This is a genomic window from Halarcobacter bivalviorum (assembly GCF_003346815.1).
Lineage (GTDB): Bacteria > Campylobacterota > Campylobacteria > Campylobacterales > Arcobacteraceae > Halarcobacter > Halarcobacter bivalviorum.
In genome coordinates this window covers 867,489-890,486 of sequence record NZ_CP031217.1, presented here as the reverse complement: position 1 = coordinate 890,486, position 22,998 = coordinate 867,489, and the positions used below count along the sequence as shown (strand labels likewise).

General features: G+C 27.3%; 22 protein-coding genes. 1 reads left to right on the top strand and 21 read right to left on the bottom strand.

Annotated features, from left to right (window positions below; all coding sequences use genetic code 11):
• Positions 1 to 82: 82 nt before the first annotated feature.
• The 3 genes from argJ to rpmB are packed head-to-tail and all read right to left on the bottom strand — an operon-like array spanning position 83 to position 2,620.
• Positions 83 to 1,264, bottom strand: a complete 1,182-nt coding sequence (argJ, locus tag ABIV_RS04475) for a bifunctional glutamate N-acetyltransferase/amino-acid acetyltransferase ArgJ (RefSeq protein ID WP_114838761.1) — start codon at positions 1,262 to 1,264, stop codon at positions 83 to 85.
• 15 nt (positions 1,265 to 1,279) lie between these two features.
• Positions 1,280 to 2,407, bottom strand: a complete 1,128-nt coding sequence (locus tag ABIV_RS04470; RefSeq protein ID WP_114838760.1) for a potassium channel family protein — start codon at positions 2,405 to 2,407, stop codon at positions 1,280 to 1,282.
• A 24-nt stretch (positions 2,408 to 2,431) separates the two neighbouring features.
• On the bottom strand, positions 2,432 to 2,620 hold the full coding sequence (gene rpmB, locus ABIV_RS04465; RefSeq protein ID WP_114838759.1) for a 50S ribosomal protein L28: 189 nt from the start codon (positions 2,618 to 2,620) through the stop codon (positions 2,432 to 2,434).
• Between the two features lie 147 nt (positions 2,621 to 2,767).
• Between rpmB and ABIV_RS04460 the strand changes: the two genes are divergently transcribed.
• Entirely contained in the window at positions 2,768 to 3,571 is an 804-nt protein-coding gene (locus tag ABIV_RS04460) for a DNA ligase (RefSeq protein WP_114838758.1), read from the top strand.
• On the opposite strand, the gene ABIV_RS04455 is transcribed toward ABIV_RS04460, so the two are convergent.
• The 18 genes from ABIV_RS04455 to ABIV_RS04370 form a co-directional block, all read right to left on the bottom strand.
• Complete coding sequence (locus ABIV_RS04455; RefSeq protein WP_114838757.1) at positions 3,568 to 4,428, bottom strand: glycosyltransferase; 861 nt, start codon at positions 4,426 to 4,428, stop codon at positions 3,568 to 3,570. The genes ABIV_RS04460 and ABIV_RS04455 overlap by 4 nt on opposite strands.
• Before the next feature lie 2 nt (positions 4,429 to 4,430).
• Positions 4,431 to 4,997: a D-sedoheptulose 7-phosphate isomerase gene (gene gmhA, locus ABIV_RS04450; RefSeq protein WP_114838756.1), complete on the bottom strand. Its 567-nt coding sequence runs from the start codon at positions 4,995 to 4,997 to the stop codon at positions 4,431 to 4,433.
• Complete coding sequence (rfaE1, locus tag ABIV_RS04445) at positions 4,994 to 6,436, bottom strand: D-glycero-beta-D-manno-heptose-7-phosphate kinase (RefSeq protein WP_114838755.1); 1,443 nt, start codon at positions 6,434 to 6,436, stop codon at positions 4,994 to 4,996. The genes gmhA and rfaE1 overlap by 4 nt, the downstream gene beginning before the upstream one ends.
• A 3-nt stretch (positions 6,437 to 6,439) precedes the next feature.
• A complete protein-coding gene (rfaD, locus tag ABIV_RS04440) occupies positions 6,440 to 7,453 on the bottom strand; it encodes an ADP-glyceromanno-heptose 6-epimerase (RefSeq protein ID WP_114838754.1) in 1,014 nt (337 codons plus the stop codon).
• A 62-nt stretch (positions 7,454 to 7,515) separates the two neighbouring features.
• Entirely contained in the window at positions 7,516 to 9,243 is a 1,728-nt protein-coding gene (locus ABIV_RS04435; RefSeq protein ID WP_114838753.1) for a polysaccharide biosynthesis protein, read from the bottom strand.
• Positions 9,244 to 10,353 carry a UDP-N-acetylbacillosamine transaminase gene (gene pglE, locus ABIV_RS04430; protein ID WP_114838752.1) on the bottom strand — a complete coding sequence of 370 codons (1,110 nt, stop codon included), beginning with the start codon at positions 10,351 to 10,353 and terminating at the stop codon, positions 9,244 to 9,246.
• A 3-nt stretch (positions 10,354 to 10,356) separates the two neighbouring features.
• Positions 10,357 to 10,950, bottom strand: a complete 594-nt coding sequence (locus ABIV_RS04425; protein ID WP_114838751.1) for an acetyltransferase — start codon at positions 10,948 to 10,950, stop codon at positions 10,357 to 10,359.
• 1 nt (position 10,951) lies between these two features.
• On the bottom strand, positions 10,952 to 11,545 hold the full coding sequence (pglC, locus tag ABIV_RS04420) for an undecaprenyl phosphate N,N'-diacetylbacillosamine 1-phosphate transferase (protein WP_114838750.1): 594 nt from the start codon (positions 11,543 to 11,545) through the stop codon (positions 10,952 to 10,954).
• Positions 11,538 to 12,770: a glycosyltransferase family 4 protein gene (locus ABIV_RS04415; RefSeq protein ID WP_114838749.1), complete on the bottom strand. Its 1,233-nt coding sequence runs from the start codon at positions 12,768 to 12,770 to the stop codon at positions 11,538 to 11,540. The genes pglC and ABIV_RS04415 overlap by 8 nt, the downstream gene beginning before the upstream one ends.
• Positions 12,770 to 14,602: a glucosamine 6-phosphate synthetase gene (locus ABIV_RS04410; protein ID WP_114838748.1), complete on the bottom strand. Its 1,833-nt coding sequence runs from the start codon at positions 14,600 to 14,602 to the stop codon at positions 12,770 to 12,772. Before ABIV_RS04410 ends, ABIV_RS04415 begins: the two co-directional genes overlap by 1 nt.
• A 3-nt stretch (positions 14,603 to 14,605) precedes the next feature.
• Complete coding sequence (gene wecB, locus ABIV_RS04405; protein ID WP_114838747.1) at positions 14,606 to 15,691, bottom strand: non-hydrolyzing UDP-N-acetylglucosamine 2-epimerase; 1,086 nt, start codon at positions 15,689 to 15,691, stop codon at positions 14,606 to 14,608.
• Positions 15,688 to 16,800: a glycosyltransferase family 4 protein gene (locus ABIV_RS04400; protein WP_114838746.1), complete on the bottom strand. Its 1,113-nt coding sequence runs from the start codon at positions 16,798 to 16,800 to the stop codon at positions 15,688 to 15,690. The genes wecB and ABIV_RS04400 overlap by 4 nt, the downstream gene beginning before the upstream one ends.
• Positions 16,800 to 17,570 (bottom strand): AglZ/HisF2 family acetamidino modification protein, encoded by a 771-nt coding sequence (locus ABIV_RS04395; RefSeq protein WP_228254334.1) that lies wholly within the window; start codon positions 17,568 to 17,570, stop codon positions 16,800 to 16,802. Before ABIV_RS04395 ends, ABIV_RS04400 begins: the two co-directional genes overlap by 1 nt.
• Positions 17,567 to 18,172, bottom strand: a complete 606-nt coding sequence (hisH, locus tag ABIV_RS04390) for an imidazole glycerol phosphate synthase subunit HisH (protein ID WP_114838745.1) — start codon at positions 18,170 to 18,172, stop codon at positions 17,567 to 17,569. Before hisH ends, ABIV_RS04395 begins: the two co-directional genes overlap by 4 nt.
• On the bottom strand, positions 18,156 to 19,310 hold the full coding sequence (locus ABIV_RS04385) for a glycosyltransferase (protein ID WP_114838744.1): 1,155 nt from the start codon (positions 19,308 to 19,310) through the stop codon (positions 18,156 to 18,158). The genes hisH and ABIV_RS04385 overlap by 17 nt, the downstream gene beginning before the upstream one ends.
• A 260-nt stretch (positions 19,311 to 19,570) precedes the next feature.
• Positions 19,571 to 21,187 (bottom strand): hypothetical protein, encoded by a 1,617-nt coding sequence (locus tag ABIV_RS04380; protein WP_114838743.1) that lies wholly within the window; start codon positions 21,185 to 21,187, stop codon positions 19,571 to 19,573.
• Positions 21,171 to 22,436, bottom strand: coding sequence for an MATE family efflux transporter (locus tag ABIV_RS04375; RefSeq protein ID WP_162917973.1), 1,266 nt, complete (start codon positions 22,434 to 22,436; stop codon positions 21,171 to 21,173). The genes ABIV_RS04380 and ABIV_RS04375 overlap by 17 nt, the downstream gene beginning before the upstream one ends.
• On the bottom strand, positions 22,429 to 22,998 hold the full coding sequence (locus tag ABIV_RS04370) for an acyltransferase (protein WP_114838741.1): 570 nt from the start codon (positions 22,996 to 22,998) through the stop codon (positions 22,429 to 22,431). The genes ABIV_RS04375 and ABIV_RS04370 overlap by 8 nt, the downstream gene beginning before the upstream one ends.

The window sequence follows — 22,998 nt, the reverse complement described above, 5'->3', positions numbered from 1 at the left end:
TTTCACTCCTTCTTTTTATATGGTTTATAAGAAATTATAACACTATAGCACTTAATTAATTTTAAATTTTTAACGAAAAAAATTATGTTCTATAATCTGCATTTATTTCAACATATTTGTAACCTAAATCACAACCATATGCTGTAAATTTTCCCTCACCTATTCCAATATTACATAAAACTTTATATTCACTATTTTTTAAAACTTCAGCAGCTCTTGCTTCACAAGCTTCATCAAATAGAATTACTCCATTTTCATAAACTTTTACATCATTATATGAGATTACAAGTTTAGTCTCATCACATTCAATTTGACTTGCTCCTATTGTTGAAGCTATTCTTCCAAAATTTGGGTCTTCTCCAAAAAGTGCAGTTTTTACTAATAAAGAGTTAGAAAGTGCTTTTGCTGCAATTTCTGCTTGTTTATCATCTTTTGCTCCAACCACTTCAAAAGCTACTGCTTTTTTAGCCCCTTCTCCATCTGCAACCATTAACATTGCCATATCATGCATTACAAGTCTTAAAGCCTCTTTGAAAGCCTCTTTATCATAAGCATTTGATTTTTTATTTGCTAAAAGAAGTACTGTATCATTTGTAGAAGTATCTCCATCAACAGAAATAGCATTAAAAGTTGAATGTGAATTAGCTTCAAGTAATTCTTTCATGTCTTCTCTTTTAATTGCAGCATCTGTACAAATAAAACAAAGCATTGTTGCTAAGTTTGGATTTATCATACCAGCACCTTTTGCAACAGCTCCTATTTTAAAAGAACTTCCATCTTGAAGTTTTACTTCATACATACAAGTTTTAGGATAAGCATCTGTTGTCATAATAGCTTTTGATAAATTCTCACCTGATTTGGCAGATAGATTAAAAGAGTTTGCCCCTTTTATAATTTTCTCTTTTGGTAATGGATTTGCAATAACTCCAGTAGAACTCATAATTGGATTTAATAAATCATGATTTAAAGAGGCAAAAACTTCATTTATATCATCAATTCCTTTTTGTCCTGTCATTGCATTTGCATTTTTTGAATTGATTAATACAAAATTAGTTTTAAAACCTTTTTCATACATTTGAAAATGTTTAAGTGGAGCAGCTTGAAATCTATTTTTTGTAAAAACTGCTTCAACCTCGCAAGGAGTATCAGAGTAGATAAATCCTAAATCATTATTTCCATTTGGTTTTAATCCAGCATGAATTCCATCACAGAAAAAACCATCAATTTGATCAATAAAACCTTTTATCGGTAAAATTGTAAACATTATTATCCTTTTATTTTATAAGTCATCTGGTTTCTCTTCTAAAGAGATAATTCTTTTTGCTTTTGAAATAGCTTTTTGGTTTCCTACAAGTAATAGTTTTGATTCTGCTGTTATAATTGTAGAAGCTTTTGGCATTTGGATAAATCTACCTTTTTTCTCAGTAATACCAATAACAGATACTTTGATTTTATCTCTTAATCTTAAATCTTTGATTTCTCTATTAATTACCCATGAGTTTTCATTTACAAAAGCTTCTTCCATATCAATAGGAGTATCTCTTTTATATAAAAACTCTTCAAGTACATTTTCCATATCTGGTCTAATCGCCATTGCTGAAACTCTTTTTGCCATAAGTGAAGGTGTTGCAACAACTTTATCAGCCCCAAGTTTTTTAAGTCTAATTTTCTCATTTTGTGTTTCTGCATTAGAAATGATTAAGAAAGGACTTCTTCCAAGCTCTTTTTCATATAATCTAACAGAAGCAATAAGAGTAATATTGTTTGAAATATTTTTAGATAAAGAGATTACACCCTTTGCAGAACTAAGGTGTGACTTTAAAAATGCTTCTTCCTTATAAGGTTCTTCCTTTACAAAATAAGGATAATTACACTCTTTTGCAATATCCTCTAAGTCATCACTTGGATCAACTACAACAAAAGGAACATGGTTTTCATTAAACTGCCGTGCTAATTGTGCAGTATATTCATTGTGATAGAAAATCACAAAATGTCTTCTAAGCCTTGCAATTTTGTAAAGCATTCTTCTTTCCTTTAATAATTCTCTCAAAGTACCATTTGTAATTACATCAATTACAATACCCACAGCAAAAATTAAACTTGCAAAACCTGCAAGCATAAGGCATACTGTAAATACTATTGTAACATTTTTGAAATTTGCTTCGTTTAATGCACCAAAACCTGTATTAGTTAGTGTATAAGCTGATTGAAAAATAGCATGCATAATTGAATAATCTTCAAGATATACATATCCTATTGTTCCTATCATCATAACAACTTGGATTAAGATTAGAGGAAGTCTAATTGGTTTTAATTTTGAGTAGATTAATGGATTTAGGTCGTATTCGGGTTTACTTCTCTTAACTTCCCAGCCAAGAGCCTTTTTGATTCTAATAAAAATGCTCATGAAAGCACTTTACTTAGTGCTTTCTTATGAGTTCTTTTTAAGAGTTCTTAACTCTTTTGCAGAGATTTTGATTTTTCTAGTTGTACCATCTTCTAAAGTAACTCTAACAGTTCTTAAGTTTGGTAAAAATCTTCTTTTTGTTTTGTTATTTGCGTGACTTACGTTGTTTCCAACCATAGGTCCTTTTCCTGATACAGCGCATCTTCTTGCCATTTTAATTTCCTTAATTTTTTTTAGTGAAAAATATTCGCGTATTATATCGTATTCTTCTTAAGTTTGGTTTAAACTAAAGGCAATCTTTTAAAATATTTCTAAGGCGAATAATTATAATATTTTTTATTATTTACAAAAGGATATCTTTTGAAAAAATTATTAGTCATCATAGCACTTAATATCTTTCTTTTTGGTTATGAATTACAAAAACCTAAAATATATGAAAAAAATATGGAAATAAATAATTGGCTAATGAGTGAAAAACTTGATGGAATAAGGGCTTATTGGAATAAAAAAGAATTACTTACAAGAAATGGAAATAAAATAAATGCTCCAAAATGGTTTATAGAACAACTTCCTGATTTTGAGTTAGACGGCGAACTTTGGACAAAAAGAGATGATTTTGAAAATATTCAAAATATTGTAATGGATAAAACTCCATCTTTAAACTGGAAAGAGATTACTTATAATATTTTTGAAGTTCCAAATCAAAAAGGAGATTTCCTAGATAGATTAGAAAAAGTAAATCAATATATAAAGAAGAAAAATCCAACTCATTTAAAAGTTATAAAACAAATTAAAATAAAAGATAAAAAACATTTAGAAAACTATTTGGAAGAACTTATTTCAAAAAAAGCAGAAGGAATAATAATAAAAAATCCAAAGAGTGAATATTTTACAGGGAGAAGTTCTAATATTTTAAAAGTAAAAAAGTTCTCAGATATGGAAGGAGAAGTTATAGGAATAAATATCTCTTCAAAAACAAAGGTATTAAAAAGTTTAAAGATAAAACTTTTAAATGGTACTACTTTTAATCTAGGAGGTGGTTTTAGCAAAAAACAAAGAGAAGCTCCACCTAAAATAGGAGAGATTATTACTTTTAAATATTATGGTTTTACTAAAAATGGCAAACCTAAGTTTGCTTCATTTTTAAGAGTTAGAAAAGATTAAATTGAGTTTATTACTTTATTTACTCTTTCAAGAGCTTTTTCTAAAGTATACTCTTGCGCAATTTTTCTATTTTGTTTTTTGATTAATTTTAAATCATTTTTATTTTGTAAAAGTGCATTTACTTTAAATTGCATACTTCTATCATCTGGACTTTCCATCATTGAGAAAACATCCACAAGCTCTTTTGCAGGATTTGTTGCTGTTACAAAAACTGCACATTTGCAAAACATTGCTTTTAAAATATTTGAAGCAAAATTCTTACTATGAGTTGGTAAAATAAAAATATCACTTGCTAAAAATAAGTTATCTCTATTTTTATACTCTTCTAACAGTAGAATCTTCCCTTCAATATTTATTTTAGATAGTTGAAATTTTAAACTTGTAATTTGTTTTTTATCCCCTTCAATAATTGCAATAAAATTATCAGAGGCTAGTTGTAAAACAATAGAGATAAACTCTTTTACTCCTGAAGATTTTAGATTTTTACCAGTAAAAAAGATAATCTTCTTTTTAGGGTCAAGGTTTTGCTCTTGGCAAAACTCCTCTTTAACCTCTTTTGGTTTTTTATATTCAATATCTATACTAGGATATAAAACTTCAACTTTTTCAATATTTTCTTGAAGATTTTTTAATAATTCATGGTGAGCAGTTTGAGAATTTACAAAAACCTTTTTTGCATTTTTTATATTCTCAATAGCCTCTTTATCAAAACTTCCTGAATGAAAATAGATATCAGCAAACTCTTTTTTCCCAATTACCTTAGAAAATAAAGAGGCTTTTTTTAACTCTTGAAAATTCTCTTGTTCAAGAAGTTTATCTATTAAAGGAGTTTTTGCTTTGTAGTTTATTGAGAACATTTTTAAGATAACTCATTATCTATAATTTGACAAATAGTATGTCCAAAAAGTATATGCATCTCTTGAATTCTTGGAGTATCATTTGAAGGAACTACTAAATTAACATCACAATAATTATTCATCTCTCCTCCATCACGTCCTGACATACCAACAATTTTACAACCTATTTCTTGCCCTACTTTAAAAGCATTAATTACATTTTTAGAGTTTCCAGAAGTAGAGATACCAAAAAGTAAATCTCCCTTTTGAGCTAAAGCTTCTACTTGTCTATCAAAAACCCTATCAAATCCATAATCATTTCCAATAGCAGTTAAAGCTGAAGTATCAGTTGTAAGAGCAATACCAGGAAGTCCACGTCTCTCTGTTTTATATCTTCCTGTTAGTTCAGCGGCAATATGTTGAGCATCAGCAGCACTTCCACCATTTCCAAAAAATAGAACTTTATTTCCATTTTTTAGTGTTTCAACTATTAACTTTGAAGCATCTTCTAATGGCGTTGCCATTGTTTCCATTACTTTTTGAATAGTTTCTAAATGAGCTTTAAATTCACTTTCTATTACATTTTTCAACTTTTTGCTCCTTGGATTTTCTCTATTGTTTTTGTAGTACTCTTTCCATCAACAAACTCAACCAGCTTTGTCTGTTTTGCAATATCACTTCCTACAACTTCTTTACCTTCGTAATCAGCACCTTTTACTAAGATATCAGGTTCTACTACTTTTATAAGTTCATAAGGAGTATCTTCATCAAATATCACAACATAATCAATGCACTCTAAAGCTGAAAGAATATAAGCTCTATCCTCTTCATTATTTATTGGTCTATCTTCACCTTTTAATCTTTTAACACTCGCATCTGAATTTAAACCTAAGATTAAAACATCTCCAAAAGATTTTGCTACATTTAAATAACTTACATGACCTCTGTGTAAGATATCAAAACAACCATTTGTAAATACTACTTTTTTACCCTGATTTTTTAATCTTAAAGAGATTTTTTCTATTTCTTCTCTTGATTTAATATGTAATTCAATTGAGCTTTTATGTAAACTTGCTTGATACTCTTCAATCTCATCTAAAGTAGCAGTTGCACTTCCAATTTTACTAACTACAACCCCAGCAGCTAAATTTGCAAACTCAACACTATTTTGAATATCACAACCTAAACTTAAAGCAAAACCTAAAGAGGCTAATACAGTATCCCCTGCTCCTGTTACATCATAAACTTCCCTTGCAACAGTAGGTTTAATAATAACCTCATCATTATCTAAAATAGCAATTCCATTTTCACTAAGAGTAATAAGAGATACACCTAAAGAAGCATCAGCTTTTAATTTTTCTAAAGCTTTTCTTAAAGAGTCATCATTTTCTATTTGAATACCAGAAGCTATTTGTGCCTCTTTTTTATTGGGAGTTAAAAGATATGCTCCTTTATATTTAGAGAAATCATTTCCTTTTGGGTCAACTAAAACTTTTTTATTATATTTATTTGCATAAGAGATTACTTTTTCTAAAAGCTCACGAGTAAGAACACCTTTATTATAATCTGATAATAAAATCGTATCATAGCTAGTAATCTTTTCTTGAAGTTTATCAAAAATAGCTTTTGCACTTGTAGATGAAATAGAGTTTTTACTCTCTTTATCATACCTTACAACTTGTGAATGAGAAGCCATAAGTCTAGTCTTTCTTGAAGTTTTTCTTCCACTTTGCTCAACTAAAAAAGATTTCACACCTTGTTTATCAAGCATTGATTTTACTTCATGTCCAGCTTCATCATTTCCAATTACTGACATTACAGAAACTTCACTTCCAAGTGCTACTAGATTGCTAATAACATTTCCAGCACCACCTAAAACCTTTGTCTCTTTTTTTATATCTACAACTTGAACTGGTGCTTCAGGAGAGATTCTGTCGCAAGTACCCCAAAGGTACTCATCTATCATTAAATCTCCAATAACTAAAATTCTTGGTTGATATTCTGAAACTAATTTTTGAATATTTTGCAACTACTATCCTTTTTTTACTTCAGTTTCAAATAGTCTTTTAATCTCAGGAAGATATGCTTTAATACCCTCTTCCATTGAATACTGTGGTTCATAATTTAAATTCTCTTTTGAAGCTTCAATATTAGCCTCTGTAAAGAACTGATAAGAACCAATAAATGGATTTGGAATATACTCTTTTCCATTGTCAATTTCTAGTTCTTTTTGTAGAATATTTACAATATCTTCAAAACTTCTAGCTTTACCTGTTCCTACATTATAAACACCACTTTGTTTTGGCTCACAAGCCTTTATGTTTGCTTGAATTACATCTTCAATATAGATAAAATCTCTTAGGATTTTATCACTTCCTTCAAATAGCTTTGGAGTAAGTCCTTTTAAGATTTGGTGTCCAAATTGTACTACCATAGAAGCCGTTTTATTTTTATAAAACTCTCTTGGTCCAAAAACATTAAAATATTTAAGTCCTACAATTGAGATATCAACACCTTGATTGATATATTTATAAGAAATATTATCCATCATAACTTTTGAGAAGCCATATACATTGTTTGGTTGTTCATATCCAACTTCAAATCTATCACTATCTCCATAAGTAGCAGCAGAACTTGCATAAATCATATTAGCCCCATGATTAATAGCAATTTTTAATAAATCTTCATAAGCATTTACATTTGTTTGAATCATTAAGTCTTGTTCTTGTACTGTAGTATCAGAAATAGCTGCTTGATGGAAGATATAGTCAAAGTTATAATTGATATCTAACTCTTTTAAAAGTTTTTTATCATTTATATTACCACTAACAACTACACCTTTAAATCCTAAAAGGTTTTTAAAATGTCCAAAACTTTTTAAATTTCCATTTGAAAAAGTCTCTTCATTTCTAAAGCAATCAAGAGCAATAATATTTGCTTTTGGATAGTTTTCTTGAAAGTAAAAGCACAAGCTTGAACCAATGAAACCTGCAGCTCCTGTAATAAGTATTGTTTTGTTATTAAAATCTATATTAGTATATTTCATAATAGTATTCTCACTTTAATTTAAAAGATACTATTTTAGCAAAATTTTGATTAGATTCTAAATCAATTTAATTTATGGTCAAACTCTGGCACTATCTCTTTTAGTTTAGCTATTTTATCTTCACAAACTAAAAGCTCTTCAATATCTTTATTTAACTTCTCTATATCATATTTTGTAGGACTTGCTACTGTGATTGATTCATATTGTGTTTTCATATCACTATCATTGATTAAAAGTTCTTCATAAAGTTTTTCACCAGGTCTTAAACCGCAATACTCTATTTCAATCTCTTTTCTTCCACTTAATTCAATCATATTTTTAGCTAAATCCACAATCTTAATTGGCTCACCCATATCAAGAATAAATATCTCTCCACCTTTTCCAATACTAGCTGCTTGAAGTACAAGTTCACAAGCTTCTGGAATAAGCATAAAATATCTTGTAATATCAGGATGAGTTACCGTAATAGGACCACCTTTTTCAATTTGTGATTTAAATTTAGGAATAACACTTCCACTACTTCCTAATACATTTCCAAATCTTACAGCTACTATTTCAGTATTATCTTTTGTATTAATATTTTGTGCATATAATTCACAAATACGCTTTGTAGTACCCATCACATTTGTAGGTCTTACTGCTTTATCTGTAGAGATAAGTACAAACTTTTCAGCTTTGTATTTAATAGCAAGGTCAATACAATTTTTAGTACCTATAATATTATTTGAAATTCCTTCTAAAATATTTCCTTCTACAAGGGGTACATGTTTATAAGCTGCTGCATGGATAACAATCTCGGGTTTATACTTTTTAAAAGTCTCTTCTATAAAACCAAAATTTCTAACTGTTTGCATAACAGGAATAACAATATCAGAACTTAACTCATCTGTTATACTATAAAGATTAAACTCACTATGATCAACTAAGATAAGCTGTTTTGCGCCAAATTTTTTACACTGCCTACTAATCTCACTACCAATACTTCCTCCAGCACCAGTAATAAGAACTACTTTATTTTTTATAAAATTTTCAATTTGCTTTTTATCTAAATCTTTTGGATGCCTTGCAAGTAAATCTTCAACAGAGATATCTTTTAACTGCGTAGAAAAGTCTTTATCTCTTAAAATTTGTTCTAAAGAAGGAAGAATTTGTATCTCAGTAAAATACTCTTTTAACTCATTATAAACAGAGTTTATATCTTTTTGAGTTGCACTTGGAATTGCAATTACAAGAAGGTCATATTTTTTGCCTTTTTCTTTAAACTTCTCTTTTGATAATATTCTTATTCCATCAATACTTCTACCTTGAATAATCTTATCATCATCAATGAAATATCTTACTTTATATTTACTAGGTCTAAACTCTTCTTCAAGTTTCATACCAGCTTTTCCTGCTCCAAAAATAACTACTCTTTTTGTCTTTTGAACTTTACTTCTATTTACTACAAAATAGTATGAATACATTAAAAAATTTGCAGAAAAAACAAATAAGAAAAGCTCAGATGCCATAAGAGCAAATCTAACTTCTCCATGAAAATATGGTGCATATAAAAAGAAAGGTGTAATATAAACTATACTTTTTAAAATAAATGTTTTTTGAGTTGCTTTGCTCCAAGAAAGAGAAAAATCTTTAAAAAGTATAAGAGATGAAATCATTCTTAAAGCTATTACAGTTAAAACAAGAAACCAATCAAAAGGTTTATGAAATATAAAAAAAGTCCAAGCAAATGAAAAGATAGTAAGAGTAATAATAACTAGAAAGTTTAATATTCGTTTATCTATGTGAAACATCTACTTTTCCAAATTTTCTTTTATAATATCACATATCATTTTTACATCATCTTTTTGCATAGTAGTACTACTTGCAAGGCATAAACCTTTTTTAAATAGCTCTTCACTTGTACCATTTAAAAATGACTTTGAAGAGTTGAATAGTGGTTGTAAATGCATAGGTTTCCAAAGCGGTCTTGATTCAACATTTGCTTTATCTAATAATTTCATTATTTTTTCATAAGAGGTTTTATTAAAAGTTAAAGCAGTAAGCCATCTATTTCCTCTACTATTTTCAAGTTCAGGCATAAACTCACACTCTTCAATACCACCTAAAAACTCTTTATACCAAGAAAATATTTCTCTTTTTTTTGCAATTCTATCTTCTATTACTTCCATTTGAGCAACACCAATTGCAGCTAATACATTTGACATTCTATAGTTATAACCATACTCTTCATGTTCATAATGAATAAAAGGTTCTTTAGCTTGAGTTGAATAGAACTTTGCTTTTTCAATCCATTCTTTATTATCACTTACTAACATTCCACCACCACTTGTAGTAAGAATTTTATTACCATTAAAACTATAAACTCCAAAATCACCAAAAGTTCCAGTATGTTTTCCATTCAATGTAGCACCTAAAGACTCAGCAGCATCTTCTATTAAATAAACTCCATACTCTTTACAAATATCACTTATCTTTTGAATATCTGAACTCATCCCATAAAGATGCGTTATGATTAAAGCTTTAGGTTTTTTATCACAAGTTATTAGATAGTCTTCTAAAAGATTTGGACAAATATTCCAAGTACTTTTATCACTATCTAAAAATACAGGTATCGCATTTTGATAGATGATTGCATTAATTGAACCTATAAAAGTAAATGTTGAAGCTAAAACCTCATCCTCTTCTCCTATTCCTAAAACTCTTAATGCAAGATGAATTGCAGCAGTTCCAGAAGTTACAGCAAGTGCATTTTGTGTACCAGTATAAGTTACAATACTTTCTTCAAACTTATTAACATATTCTCCTAAGGGAGCTATATAATTACTTTCAAATACTTTTTCAATATATTTTAATTCATTTCCACTCATATGTGGTGCACTTAAAAATAGTCTTTTATTCATTTTTTATAATTCCTCAACTTCACAACATGGATTACCATAAGCTTTTATATTATCTTTTATATTTTTTACAACTACTGCACCTGCACCAATTAAAGAGTTTTTTCCTACTGTTAACCCTTGAATTACACAAGAACCTATTCCAATATGAGTTAATTCTTTTATATTTACATTTCCAGCAAGAGCCACATTAGGAGAGATATGTACAAAATCTTCTATTTTACATTCATGTTCTATTACTGAACTACTATTTAATATTACTGCTTTACCAATAATTGAATTTGCATTTATAACTACATTTGGCATTACAATAGTGCCTTCTTCAATACAAACACTAGAAGAGATAATTGAACTAGAATGAATTAAAGTAGCTAGATTAAAGCCCTCTTTTTTTACTTTTTCATAAAGTTTAGCTCGTATAATATTATTTCCTATTCCAAAAGCTATAGGAATATTATTAGAGTCTTTTATATCTTCAAAAGTTGGGTATTCATTCTTTCCGTCATCTATAAATATAATATTTTCATAGCCATTATCTCTTGCAATATCTGCTACTACAAGACCATGACCACTAGCTCCATAAATATATAACTCTTTCATCTTACTTTGTCCCAGTAAATTTTTCCATTGTAACACTATTTGAAGAGCTAATATCACTTCTTTTTACAACTTTTAAAAAAGTTAACCAAAGTATTTTCATATCTAATAGAAAAGATTGATTATCAACATACCAAACATCATATTCAAATTTTTGTTCCCAAGAAATAGCATTTCTTCCATTTACTTGTGCCCAACCTGTAATACCAGGTTTTACATTGTGTCGTCTTTTTTGCTCATCATTATAAAAGTCTAAGTATTCAATTAACAAAGGTCTTGGACCTACAAAACTCATTTCACCTTTTAAAACATTAAATAGTTGAGGAAGTTCATCTAAACTTGTACTTCTAATAAATTTTCCAACTCCAACAAGTCTTCTATCATCGGGAAGTAGATTTCCTTCTTTATCTGTTTCATTTGTCATTGTTCGAAACTTATAAATACCAAATATTTTTTCTTTATACCCTGGTCTTTTTTGTCTAAAAAGAATAGGATTTCCCATTTTCCATAAAATAAGTAAACTCACTACTATATATATTGGTAAAAATAGTATTATTAAAAAAAGTGCTAAAAGTTTATCAAATATTGATTTAAGCATTATTAGATTCCATTTCAGTTTTAATTTTAGATAAATAATCTTTTGCTAGTTTTGAATACTGTCTATTCTCATAAACCCATTCTCTACCATTTGCTCCAAGATTTCTTCTCTCTTCTTCATCTAGATTAACAATATTTAAAATCTTATCTTTTAACTCATTCGCATCTGATGTATTTTCAAAGTAACCACAATTTGATTCATTTATCATAGAAGGATAGCCTGAATAAGAGGCAATTATAGGTTTAGAAGCTAGCATATATTCTACAACTTTATTCATTGATTGTCCATATTCCCATACTTTTGAATCTTTTGTTGATAAATATAAAATATCACATTTTTCTAAAAAATATTTCACTTCATTTTGTTCAATTCTAGGTAAGAAAGTTACGTTAGAACAAGAACTTAATTCTTTTTCAAACTTTTCTCTTAAGTCTCCACTTCCTACTAACATAAAATGTATATTTATATTTTCATTCAATAATTTAATTGCTTGAATAAAAGGTTCTAAAGCATTTGTTATACCCATACTTCCAGCATAACCAACAATAATTTTATTACTAGGAAAAACTTTATCAAAAGGATTCTTATCACTTAAAAGCTCTTTTTGATAATTTTTAGGTTCAAAACCTAAAGGAGAGCAAAAAAATGGTTTTTCATAACCTAAAATATTTTTCACATGTAAATCTAATTTAGGCATTGTTCCTACAATTAAATCAGCTTTTTTGTAACCAAATTTTTCTATTATTCCTATTAATAAAACTAAAGGATGCCATTTAGAAAAACCACCCTCTTCTGTCATAGTTAAAGGCCAAATATCTCTAATTTCAAAAACTAAAAAAGAGTTAAACTTTCTTTTTAAATAGTAGCCATAAAGAATAGAAAAAATAGATAAAGAAGATACGATAACTACATCAGGTTTATCAAGTTTTTTAGTATTAAATTTAAAAAGCCATCTTTCAAAATCAAACCAACTTAATACCCTAGAAATTGATGCTGTTTTTAAATATTTTTTAGTTTTTACCCATACTACAGGTACATCCTCTACTTCTTCAAAGTTATATCTATTTTCACTATCAGGATAATTAGCAAAATGATTTGAATCAGAAGTAATTAGAGTTGCCTTATTTCCTAGCTTATTAAACTCTTTTGTTAATGTAAATAACCTTGCTGGCATTTTGCTATAATTTGGAGGACTAGCATACTTAGAGATACACCAAATTTTCATTATATATCCTTATATAATTTAGGTATAGAGTTAACAACTTTTATTACTTCTTTAAAATCCATTCCTAATGTATCTAAATACCATCTAATATTTTGATATCTTGGTCTATTCTCATCATTTACTAATTCTAAAGCTTTTTCTCTAGTCATTTGTCCTTCTCTAATTTGATTACTTCTAAAAGTATCATGCTCAGTAAATCCTGCTACTGTATAATAAACATAATTATAGAAAGCTGCTGTACCATCTCCAATTCTCCAAGTGGTACTTGTATCTATCGCTGTCTCCCAGTTATATCCATTGATTAAGGTATCATCAACTATCTCTTCATCCCATCTCCAGTAATCAAAAATATGAAAATAGTCTTTTTTCTCAGTAAAACTTCTATAATACTCTCCTGAGAGAGTATCCCATAAAGAACTATTAAAATATCCTGGACTTTCACACATTGCTTTAAATCTCTTTGTATGGTATCTAAGTTGTTTCATAATACCATGACTATAAACTCTTTTTTCTTCAAAATCAGGAGCAATATCTAAGAAACCTGTCTTAAAATGTGTTACTTCTAAAGGATTTACTCCCCATAAGTTTAAACTTATTCCTGTTTGTTTTTTAATATCTTCAACATATCTAAAAAAGTGTTTATCTCCTGCTGTAAGCATTGCCATCATTCCTAAATGAGGGGATTTTAGCCAAGCTTCTAAATTCATCTTAATATTTTTTCTTTTTTGAGAAATATCTGCTGCAACAATAATATTTTCAACACCTAAATCAGCACACATTTGAGAAATATTTCTTCTTCCTAAATCAGTAACCATTCCCCAATCGTAAGTATAAGTTACTGGCTTCATTTCTAATTCTTTTACAATTAAGTGTAAACCATAACAACTATCTCTTCCTCCTGAAAAAGGAACAATACAATCTAGCTCTTTTCCTTTTCTTCTGTATGGCTCTACTATTTTAAATAGTTCTTCTATTGGTTTTGGATTATTTCTTGGTTTATAGTTATGACAATAATTACATACACCTTCATTATCAAATTTAATAAAAGGCATTGTTTCAGGTAAGATACATCTTTTACATCTTTTTATATTTAAATCTTCTTTAAATTCTAAAAGGCTTTCTTCTTCTTTATTAAATTTAAATTCAGGAATTAAATTTTCTATTCTATGGTTATCATCAGAAATATTTAATTTGTCATTTGAAACTGGTATTTCTAAAATAAGAGATTCTTCTTTTATTTGATGAACATTTTCACACGAAATTTGATCTAAAGCATATCTTTCAGAAGCAAAGTATATATCATCTCCTATATATCCAACGTATAAACTACCATTATTAGAGAAAAGTAATAATTTTCCATACTCAGGTAGTACTAATGCACAAGCTACTACACCTCTGCAAAGTTCAAGAATTCTATGTGGAAGTTCTGAAATTTCATTATTCTGTTTTAGATGTTCTTTCGCTATAGCAATTATTACTTCAGAATCAATTTTTAATTCACGATTCTCACTTAATTGTTCCCAAATCTCATTATCATTTACTATAATTCCATTATGAATTGCACAAATGTTATCTTTTATTACAGGTTGATTATCCCCTAAACCATTAGTTATTAATCTACTATGTCCTAAAACTATTCTATGATTATAAGGTTTTATTTTGTTTAAAAGCTTTTCTATATTGTAATCAGCTCTTGCTATCTCGTATGAATCATCTTTATAATAGATAAGTCCACTTGAATCTATCCCTCTTTGTTCTGAATGTTTTACTAATTTATTGAATTTCTCTTTATCTATTCTTGTTCTTGAAATTTGTCCAAATATTCCACACATCTATTATTTTCTTCCTTTATCTTCATAAGCCAATAATTCTTTAATAATAAGGTTACTTGCGTTACCCTTACCATATAAATTCTTACTAAAATCAACTTTTTTAATTTCTATTTTATTGTATTCACTTAATATTTTATCTTTTTCAGTACCAACTAAAGTGTTAACACCAATTTCTACTAACTCAATCCATTCTGTTTCTTCTCTTAATGTTAAACAAGGTTTTGCAAAAAAGTAAGCTTCCTTTTGCAATCCACCACTATCTGTCATTACTAAAGAACAGTTATCAATAAGCCATACCATTTCAAGATATCCTACTGGCTCTATAATAGTTAAGTTTTCAACACATATATTTAAGTTTTCTATTATTTTTTTTGTTCTTGGATGAAGAGGTAAAATTATTTGTTTTTCACATGCTATTTCATTTAAAGCACTAAAAATATTTTTCAATTTATTTTCATCATCAGTATTCTCTGCTCTATGGATGGTACATAAAATAAAATCATTTTTTAGTTCAATATTATTGGGCTTTACAGCTAAATTTTTATAAAAGATAGCTCCATCTTGCATTACATCACCAGATTTTATTATTTTACAATTAAAGTTTTCAAAGCCTTCTTTCTCAAGATTTTCTATCGCAGTATCTGTAGGACAAAATAGAACATTACTTATTCTATCAGTAAGAATTCTATTTATCTCTTCTGGCATATTCATATTAAAACTTCTAAGTCCTGCTTCAATATGAGCTAATTTAATATTAAGTTTACTAGCTACAATTGCTCCTGCTAAAGTAGAATTTGTATCTCCATAAACTAATATCCAATCTGGTTTTTCTTTTAAAGCAACTTCTTCAATTTTTTCTATCATTTGTCCAGTCATAGCACCATGAGATTTTCCACCAATCCCTAAAAAGTAGTCAGGTTTAGGTATCTTCATTTCTTCAAAAAATATATCACTCATATTTGAATCATAATGTTGCCCAGTATGAAGTATTATCTCTTTTATTTCTTTATGTTTTGCTATTTCTCTACTTATTGTTCCAGCTTTTATAAATTGCGGTCTAGCACCTAAAATTGTTAATATTTTTATCATTTTATTAATTCCTCATAAACTTCATAAAGCTTTTGCTCTTCTATTCTCCAGTTATATTTAGTTAATATTGCCTTTTTACCATTTTGTCCCATTTGTTCAGCTTCAATTGGATTTGAAATTATATAATTAATTGCATTTGCAATCTCTTTAGGATCAAGAGGATTTACACAAAGCCCACAAGTATTTTCCTCAATTATATTTTTCCAATAAGGAATATCAGAAGAGATAACAGGAATCCCAGCAGCCATATACTCAAACATTTTTACAGGAAGAGCATCTAAATAATTAATTAATGGATGTAATGTAACTAATCCAGCTTTTGAAGTTTTATATACATTTAAAACTCCTTCTCTATTTAAAAAACCTAATTCCTCAACTCTTTCCCATTCTTTATAAGACTTTACTTCTTTTTCTACTACTTCTTCACTAAAACTACCTGCTAAAATAAGTTTGATATTTTCAGTATCTGCCATAGCCTTTACTATTTCTTTAATACCTCTAACTTCTGCAATACCGCCAACATAACAGATTTTATTCTCTTTTTCTTCCCAAGTAATATCATTTAATAACTCATCAATTATTGGAAAATTATTTATATCTATACTATTTTTGTTTATATTCAAAAATTTATTTTTTATATATGGTGTTGCCGTAATAATATAGTCAAATTTTTTACAAGTTATTTTTTCGTAAATTTCAAAAGCTTTTGAAAGAGTATACTTCATAAATAAATTTAAATAATGTTTTCCTAATATCTGTTTAGGTAAATCTTCATGTGCATCAAAGATAACTTTTTTTCCTAATTTCTTTAATTTCAACCCTATTGGTATAAGTTCAGGATCATGAAGATGATATATATCACTATCTAATTCTTTAGCTTTCTCAAAAACTTTTTCAACAGTTTTTGTCATACGAGAAAACCTACCACCCGTTCTTTCTCCTATATCATATATATTTACATTATTATTTACTTCATCTCCCTTTCCATCTGCAATAACTAAATTAACATTGTAATTTTCTTTTTTTGCAAGAGAAACACACATTTTAACAAAAATTCTTGTGTCATATCGGAGATGAGCTGATGTTAAGTGTGTTATTTTAACTTGCATTATTTGGTTCCTAATAATTCTTGGATTTTTTGATATGGAGGATAACTTATTAATACACCTTTAAGTGGTCCTTGATACACAAACATACTTCCACAAGCTACAGCATCTACATTAGAATTTTCAAAAACTTCTTTTATATGATTTAGATTTCCCGCTCCTCCAAGAGCAATGATAGGTATATTCGTGTTTAATTTTATCTCTTTTAAAAGTTCTAAATCATACCCTTTCATAACTCCGTCATTATCACAAGAGTTTATCACTATCTCACCAGCACCTAGAGATTCTACTTGTTTTATAAAATCAATAGGATTTAATTTAGTATTTTTTTTGCCATTATTTATAAATACTTTTTTGTTTCCCCAAAAATCTTTTTTTATATCTATTGTTACAATTACTGATTGATTTCCAAATATACTAGCTGCTTCTTTTATAAGAGTTGGATTGATTACTGCTTGACTACTTAGAGAGACCTTTTCAACTCCTAAAGCATATATTTTTTTCATTTGTTCTATATTTTTAACTCCACCACCATAACAAAGTGGCATAAAACACTCACTAGCAATATCTTCAATCATCTTATAGTTTGGTTCTTTGTTTTCTACACTTGTATCGATGTCTAAAAACATCAATTCATCTACTTCTTTTTCATTAAATATTTTGATGGCATTTATAGGATCACCTATATATGTAGGTTTTTTAAACTTTTCTGTTTTATAAAGTCCACCTTTATGCAAAAGCAAACATGGGATTACTCTTTTTTGTAGCATCATATCTCTCCAAAGTTTTTAAGTAGTTGCATACCAAACTTATGACTTTTTTCTGGATGAAACTGTACACCATAAATATTGTCTTTATAGATACTACAAGTAAAAATTTGTCCATAATTTGCTCTTGCTAAGATATTCTTTTCATTATTACAAATCACATGATAAGAGTGAACGAAATAAAATCTATTATCTTCTAAATTTTTAAAAATATCATTTGTGTTGCTTGGATTTGTTTTATTCCACCCCATATGAGGGATAGATAAACTCTTATCCTCTAAATCGAACTTGATAGTTGATGCATCTATCCAGCCAAGACCTTTTTCTTTTCCTTCTTCACTACTATTTGTCAAAAGTTGCATCCCTAAACAAATACCTAAAATAGGCTTTTTATTTTCTAGTACCTCTTTTTCTAAAGTTTCAAAAAATAGTGCATTTTTTAGACTATTTATCCCATAATCAAAAGAACCAACACCAGGTAAAAGGTATTTATCAGCTTTAATTATAGTTTCTATATCAGACGTGATGATTGATTCAACTCCAACTTTTTTAAACATATTATAAATAGATTTCAAATTTCCTATTCCATAATCAAGTATTGCTATCATTTTTTACCTTTTTATAAATACTTATAAGCTTACTAAATACAGCTTTTTCTGAAAAATTATTAACTACATGATTTCTTATTTTTCTACTATCATATTTTTCTATATTTTCATACATATCCTTCATAAATATTGATAACTCTTTTAAATCATTATTTTTTACAAGAATGCCTAAATCATCATTTTCGATAATAGACTCTGGACCTCCACACTTTGTAGCAATTATAGGAAGTCCACAACTCATTGCTTCTATAGCTACTACACCAAATGTTTCATATTTACTAGTAAGTACAAAAGCATCTGAATTTCGCAATTCTTCTAAAACATGATTCCTTGGTGCAAACCCCAAAAGTCTTATTTGCTCTTGCATATTTAGTTTGTCTATTTCATTTCTTAAATTATTGTACTCTGGACCATCTCCTAATATAGATAGTTTTACATTTTTATTATTTTTAAACTCTTTTGAAAATGCATTTATTAAAAGAATTTGATTTTTATTTTTATTTAAATTTGCAATATTAACAAATTTAAATTTTTCTTTTTTCTTTTTATTCATTGGTAAAAAGTATTCTGTATTAACTACATTTGGAATATAATCAAATTTTAAATTAAATATATTTTCAAGTATCTTACAAAACTCTTTACTAACAGCAACCCTAATTGAGGCATTCTTATAAACTTCATTATAGATACTAATTTCTTTTTGAGAAACTAATTTTCTTGCATAAGCAGAGGAGTGTTCCGTTACAATATAAGGTATATCAAACTTTTGTTTTCCCCAAAGTGCTACTTTCCCCACTGTACTATTGTGTATATGAATAACATCTATTTTATTATTTTTATAATGTTTCTTTAATAGATGCTTATTGATTTGAGTTCTTACAAATTCATTGAAAAACTTCAATTTAGGAATAGATGGAAATAAAATAAGTTTTACATCCATATTATTTTTTTTATACATAAAAGTACCAAATTTTAAAAATTTCTTTTTAAAAATATATTTAAATGAAATAGGAATAGCTCCAATCACACTAACATTAACTCCATACTTTTCCAATGCTTCTACTTGATCTTGCACAAATATAGATGAATGATCATTGTAGATATTTGGATAAGCTGTTGGTAAAACTACTATATTCATCTAATGTTCCTTAGTTAATAAATTCATTAATATAGAACCTAGCTTTTAGCTAAAAAATATATTCTTTTAAAATTGAAGTACTAACTTCAAATCTTGTAACTATCACAGCCTGTGACTTTAAATATAGCAACATTCTTTTCCTTAAATAGATATACAGCTTTTACACCTTTGATACTACAAAAGTTGAAATATAAGGTTCCATCTTCATAATAAATATTAATGAGGAAATTATAAATATATGAATTATTAAAATTTTCTAATTAAAATATTTTTTTAATTTTTTTTCTCTTCATATTTAATATGAATAAGCCTTTATATTTTCTTATTTTTATATCTTCATAACTATTATTGATATTAAAAATATTATCATTATTCAACAAACTTATATTGTTTGTTATTACAGTATTAAATTTAGAGTGAATATCATTCGATAGAACTATTTTATTATTTCTATTGTAAAAAGTATCATAAACAGAATGTAATTTTTTCGAACTATCGTTTATATATTTTCCTTCTTCATAAAAAAGTATTAAAAGAGGTCCTTTTAAATTATTAATTTCACTTATTTTTTTTGCAGTATTATGATATATTAAACCAAGGTTCTTGAAATATTTTGTACTATCTACAGCAGATTTGGATTTAAAAATGACTAATAAAACTAATATAAATATAATAGGTATAACTTTACTATCATCTTTTTTGAGAAAAAATAAGAACAATAAAGACATTACAAAACAGATAATTCCAATTATAACGTAATATGAATTTTTAAATATATATATTGGATTTGAGCCTGGTTGATAATTTTCTGAAGAAGTTGATAAAAAAAACAATAAACCAAAAGTCAATACAAGAGAAACAATACTAATAAGAAAAAAAGATTTTTTCAAATTACATAGTAATATTCCAAAAACAGCCGATATTGATATAAGTCCTAAAATATAAGCATCTATTATATAGTTTCCAATGATTGTACCACCTCTTGAGGTAACTAAATATACAAAAAGTAACCCTACTAATTGAACTAAACCTATTATAGAAATCAATTTTATTTTAAAAAATTCTTTTTTTATTGTTCCTAGTAAAAGCCCTATAAAAGCAAGAAGAGCACTTGGCTCAATTAAATATAGAAAAAATGGAGGGAACCCTCCTGCTGCTCTACCTTTATATTGAACTTGAAACATTTCATTTAGATAATTTAAAATCATATTTTTTAATACAATATAGCCATCAAGATAGATAATAATTGATAGGATTAAAAGAAATGCACAAATACTTCCAAATATTAAATATCTTAGATTTCTAAAAAAATCTCTCTTACTACTAATATAATATAAATAAAAAGCTATAAATATTACAAAAGAATAGGCTTGAATTTTTGTAAATAAAAGAAATACAAGAAAAAAACCAATAATAAAAAATTTAATTTTATTATTTGACAATAAATCTATACATATCGAAACAAAAAGTAATATCAATGTAAAAAGTTGCATAGGATATGTATATGAAGAAATTTCTAAAATTGCTGGACTAAATACATATAAAAGTAAAAATATAGAACTTGCTATTATATTTACCTTCTTATTTAAATACCACAAAGATAACATTAATGTAAAAGTTGTAACTAATAAAGTTGCGATACCACTTACATATTCTAAAGGTATAGGTAGATTTGAAATTAATCTTAACCATAGCCATAATAAAATCCTATCAATAAATTCAAATCCATTTTCTGGATACAAAGAAGGAATTATATATTGTAATGGATCATTTGCATCAGTAAGAGAAAACAAATATTTAAAATTAATTAGAAAATAAAAAAAACCAGATAACATGATATATAGAAAAATATAATTTCTTCTAATTTTTTCGAGCATAACTTTCCTTAATTAAAAAATGTTTTGTTGAAAATAAATAAACTAGATAACTTTCTACAAAAAAAACTAATCCTGTAGAAAATGCTGCACCATAAATTCCGAGCCATGGTATTAATACTATATTAAGGATAATATTTAAAATTACACTAAATATTATAATTTGTGAAAATTTTTCTGGTTGATTTATTTGATTTAAAAGGCCTATAAATGGTCTATAAAATGATGATAACATTATTAACCCAGTTAAAATAATAAATACATTCCAACTTTCAACAATCATAGTTTTATTCAAACTAAATATATTAATAAATATAAACTTATATGACATTATCATTACTATACCTAATCCAAATAAATATATTAGATATCTCTTTCTAACTTCATCTATTGTGTGATTGATTACATCTATCTCATTTTTAAAATATGCTTTTCCAAAAATAGGGTCAACATTATTCTTTAAAATAGTATAAACTTGTGCAAATCCTTCAGCAACCATTGAGGCGAAGCTATATACTCCAACAGCACCATATCCCAAAAAGGCACCAATCATTAATATGTCAATACGTGTATTTGTTTCCATTAAAGCTCCACCCCACATTCCTTTTAAACCAAAAAAGAAATGCCGTTTAATCCATCTTTGTTTAGGAAGACTTAAGATAAGAACTTTAAAAAACATAAAACTAATCATCATAATAAATAAAATAAATTCAGAAATAAAGAATACTGAAATTAAATACTCCACATTAATGCCAAGATTGTAAAATAAAACTACTGAAAATAATAGTAGTACATATCTTAGAAGATTAAAAAATGCATAGTTTTGCATTAAATTTAAACCATTTAAAGACATCAATAATATTTTATTTAAAGAAAAAAATAAAAGAGATGGAATAATTAAATAAATTGATTGTGAAAAATTCTTTAAATCAAAAAAGTTATTTAATAATGGAGTAAGTAGATATAAGATAATGATAATAAAGAATGTAAAAATTCCTGATAAAAATAATGCAGATACAACAGATGATGAAACTTCACTAACTCTTCTGATATAATGAGAATTATGTTTTAATACAGAAAACTGTATTCCTCCTACACAAAACTGTGATAATACAATTACAAAAGCTAAAAAAAAGTTAAAATTTCCAAGTACAATCGAGTCATATACAGAAATAATAAAAATATTTAAAAATATTCCTGATAAGCCAGCAAAAAACAAACTTAAATAATTAACTATAATATTTTTATGCATCAAGTTCCTTATCATTATTTGTATTTCTTTTTTTTACAACCTTTGCAGGAACTCCAACAGCAATAGAATAAGGAGGTATATTTTTTGTTACGACACTTCCTCCCCCTACCACTGAGCCTTTTCCTATAGTTACACCCTTATTGATACAAACATTAGCACCTATCCAAACATCATCTTCAATTGTTACACCTGCACAAATATACCCTTGCTTATATATAAACTCTTTTGGATCTTCAAAATTATGGTCTGCAGTGTTAATGACACTTCCTGACGCTATTCTTACACCTTCACCAATTTTAACACCACCAAATCCATCAATAATGACACCTTGATTTAAAGTCGAGTTTTTACCAATTGAAATATTCCATGGAAAATATATAGTTACTCCATCAGATATAGATTTAGACCTAATATTAGGAGCGAATATTTTAATTACAAAATACCTAAAATAATGAAAAAAAGGAAATGGTAAATACTTTACAAATCCATATAAACCTAAGTATATACCATGTAAAAACATATTCTTAAAATTATTCATCTCTTCTTTTGATTTAAACGTCAT

Excerpts from the sequence above, each read along its gene's own strand:
- ABIV_RS04385 (WP_114838744.1), bottom strand. The coding sequence starts at position 19,310 with ATGAATATAGTAGTTTTACCAACAGCTTATCCAAATATCTACAATGAT.
- ABIV_RS04400 (WP_114838746.1), bottom strand. The coding sequence starts at position 16,800 with ATGCAAGTTAAAATAACACACTTAACATCAGCTCATCTCCGATATGAC.
- hisH (WP_114838745.1), bottom strand. The coding sequence starts at position 18,172 with ATGATAGCAATACTTGATTATGGAATAGGAAATTTGAAATCTATTTAT.
- ABIV_RS04375 (WP_162917973.1), bottom strand. The coding sequence starts at position 22,436 with ATGCATAAAAATATTATAGTTAATTATTTAAGTTTGTTTTTTGCTGGC.
- ABIV_RS04395 (WP_228254334.1), bottom strand. The coding sequence starts at position 17,570 with ATGATGCTACAAAAAAGAGTAATCCCATGTTTGCTTTTGCATAAAGGT.
- pglC (WP_114838750.1), bottom strand. The coding sequence starts at position 11,545 with ATGCTTAAATCAATATTTGATAAACTTTTAGCACTTTTTTTAATAATA.
- ABIV_RS04415 (WP_114838749.1), bottom strand. The coding sequence starts at position 12,770 with ATGAAAATTTGGTGTATCTCTAAGTATGCTAGTCCTCCAAATTATAGC.
- ABIV_RS04425 (WP_114838751.1), bottom strand. The coding sequence starts at position 10,950 with ATGAAAGAGTTATATATTTATGGAGCTAGTGGTCATGGTCTTGTAGTA.
- ABIV_RS04370 (WP_114838741.1), bottom strand. The coding sequence starts at position 22,998 with ATGACGTTTAAATCAAAAGAAGAGATGAATAATTTTAAGAATATGTTT.
- ABIV_RS04380 (WP_114838743.1), bottom strand. The coding sequence starts at position 21,187 with ATGCTCGAAAAAATTAGAAGAAATTATATTTTTCTATATATCATGTTA.
- rfaD (WP_114838754.1), bottom strand. The coding sequence starts at position 7,453 with ATGAAATATACTAATATAGATTTTAATAACAAAACAATACTTATTACA.
- ABIV_RS04410 (WP_114838748.1), bottom strand. The coding sequence starts at position 14,602 with ATGTGTGGAATATTTGGACAAATTTCAAGAACAAGAATAGATAAAGAG.
- rpmB (WP_114838759.1), bottom strand. The coding sequence starts at position 2,620 with ATGGCAAGAAGATGCGCTGTATCAGGAAAAGGACCTATGGTTGGAAAC.
- wecB (WP_114838747.1), bottom strand. The coding sequence starts at position 15,691 with ATGATAAAAATATTAACAATTTTAGGTGCTAGACCGCAATTTATAAAA.
- pglE (WP_114838752.1), bottom strand. The coding sequence starts at position 10,353 with ATGAATAAAAGACTATTTTTAAGTGCACCACATATGAGTGGAAATGAA.
- ABIV_RS04455 (WP_114838757.1), bottom strand. The coding sequence starts at position 4,428 with ATGTTCTCAATAAACTACAAAGCAAAAACTCCTTTAATAGATAAACTT.
- ABIV_RS04470 (WP_114838760.1), bottom strand. The coding sequence starts at position 2,407 with ATGAGCATTTTTATTAGAATCAAAAAGGCTCTTGGCTGGGAAGTTAAG.
- ABIV_RS04435 (WP_114838753.1), bottom strand. The coding sequence starts at position 9,243 with ATGTTTCACATAGATAAACGAATATTAAACTTTCTAGTTATTATTACT.
- argJ (WP_114838761.1), bottom strand. The coding sequence starts at position 1,264 with ATGTTTACAATTTTACCGATAAAAGGTTTTATTGATCAAATTGATGGT.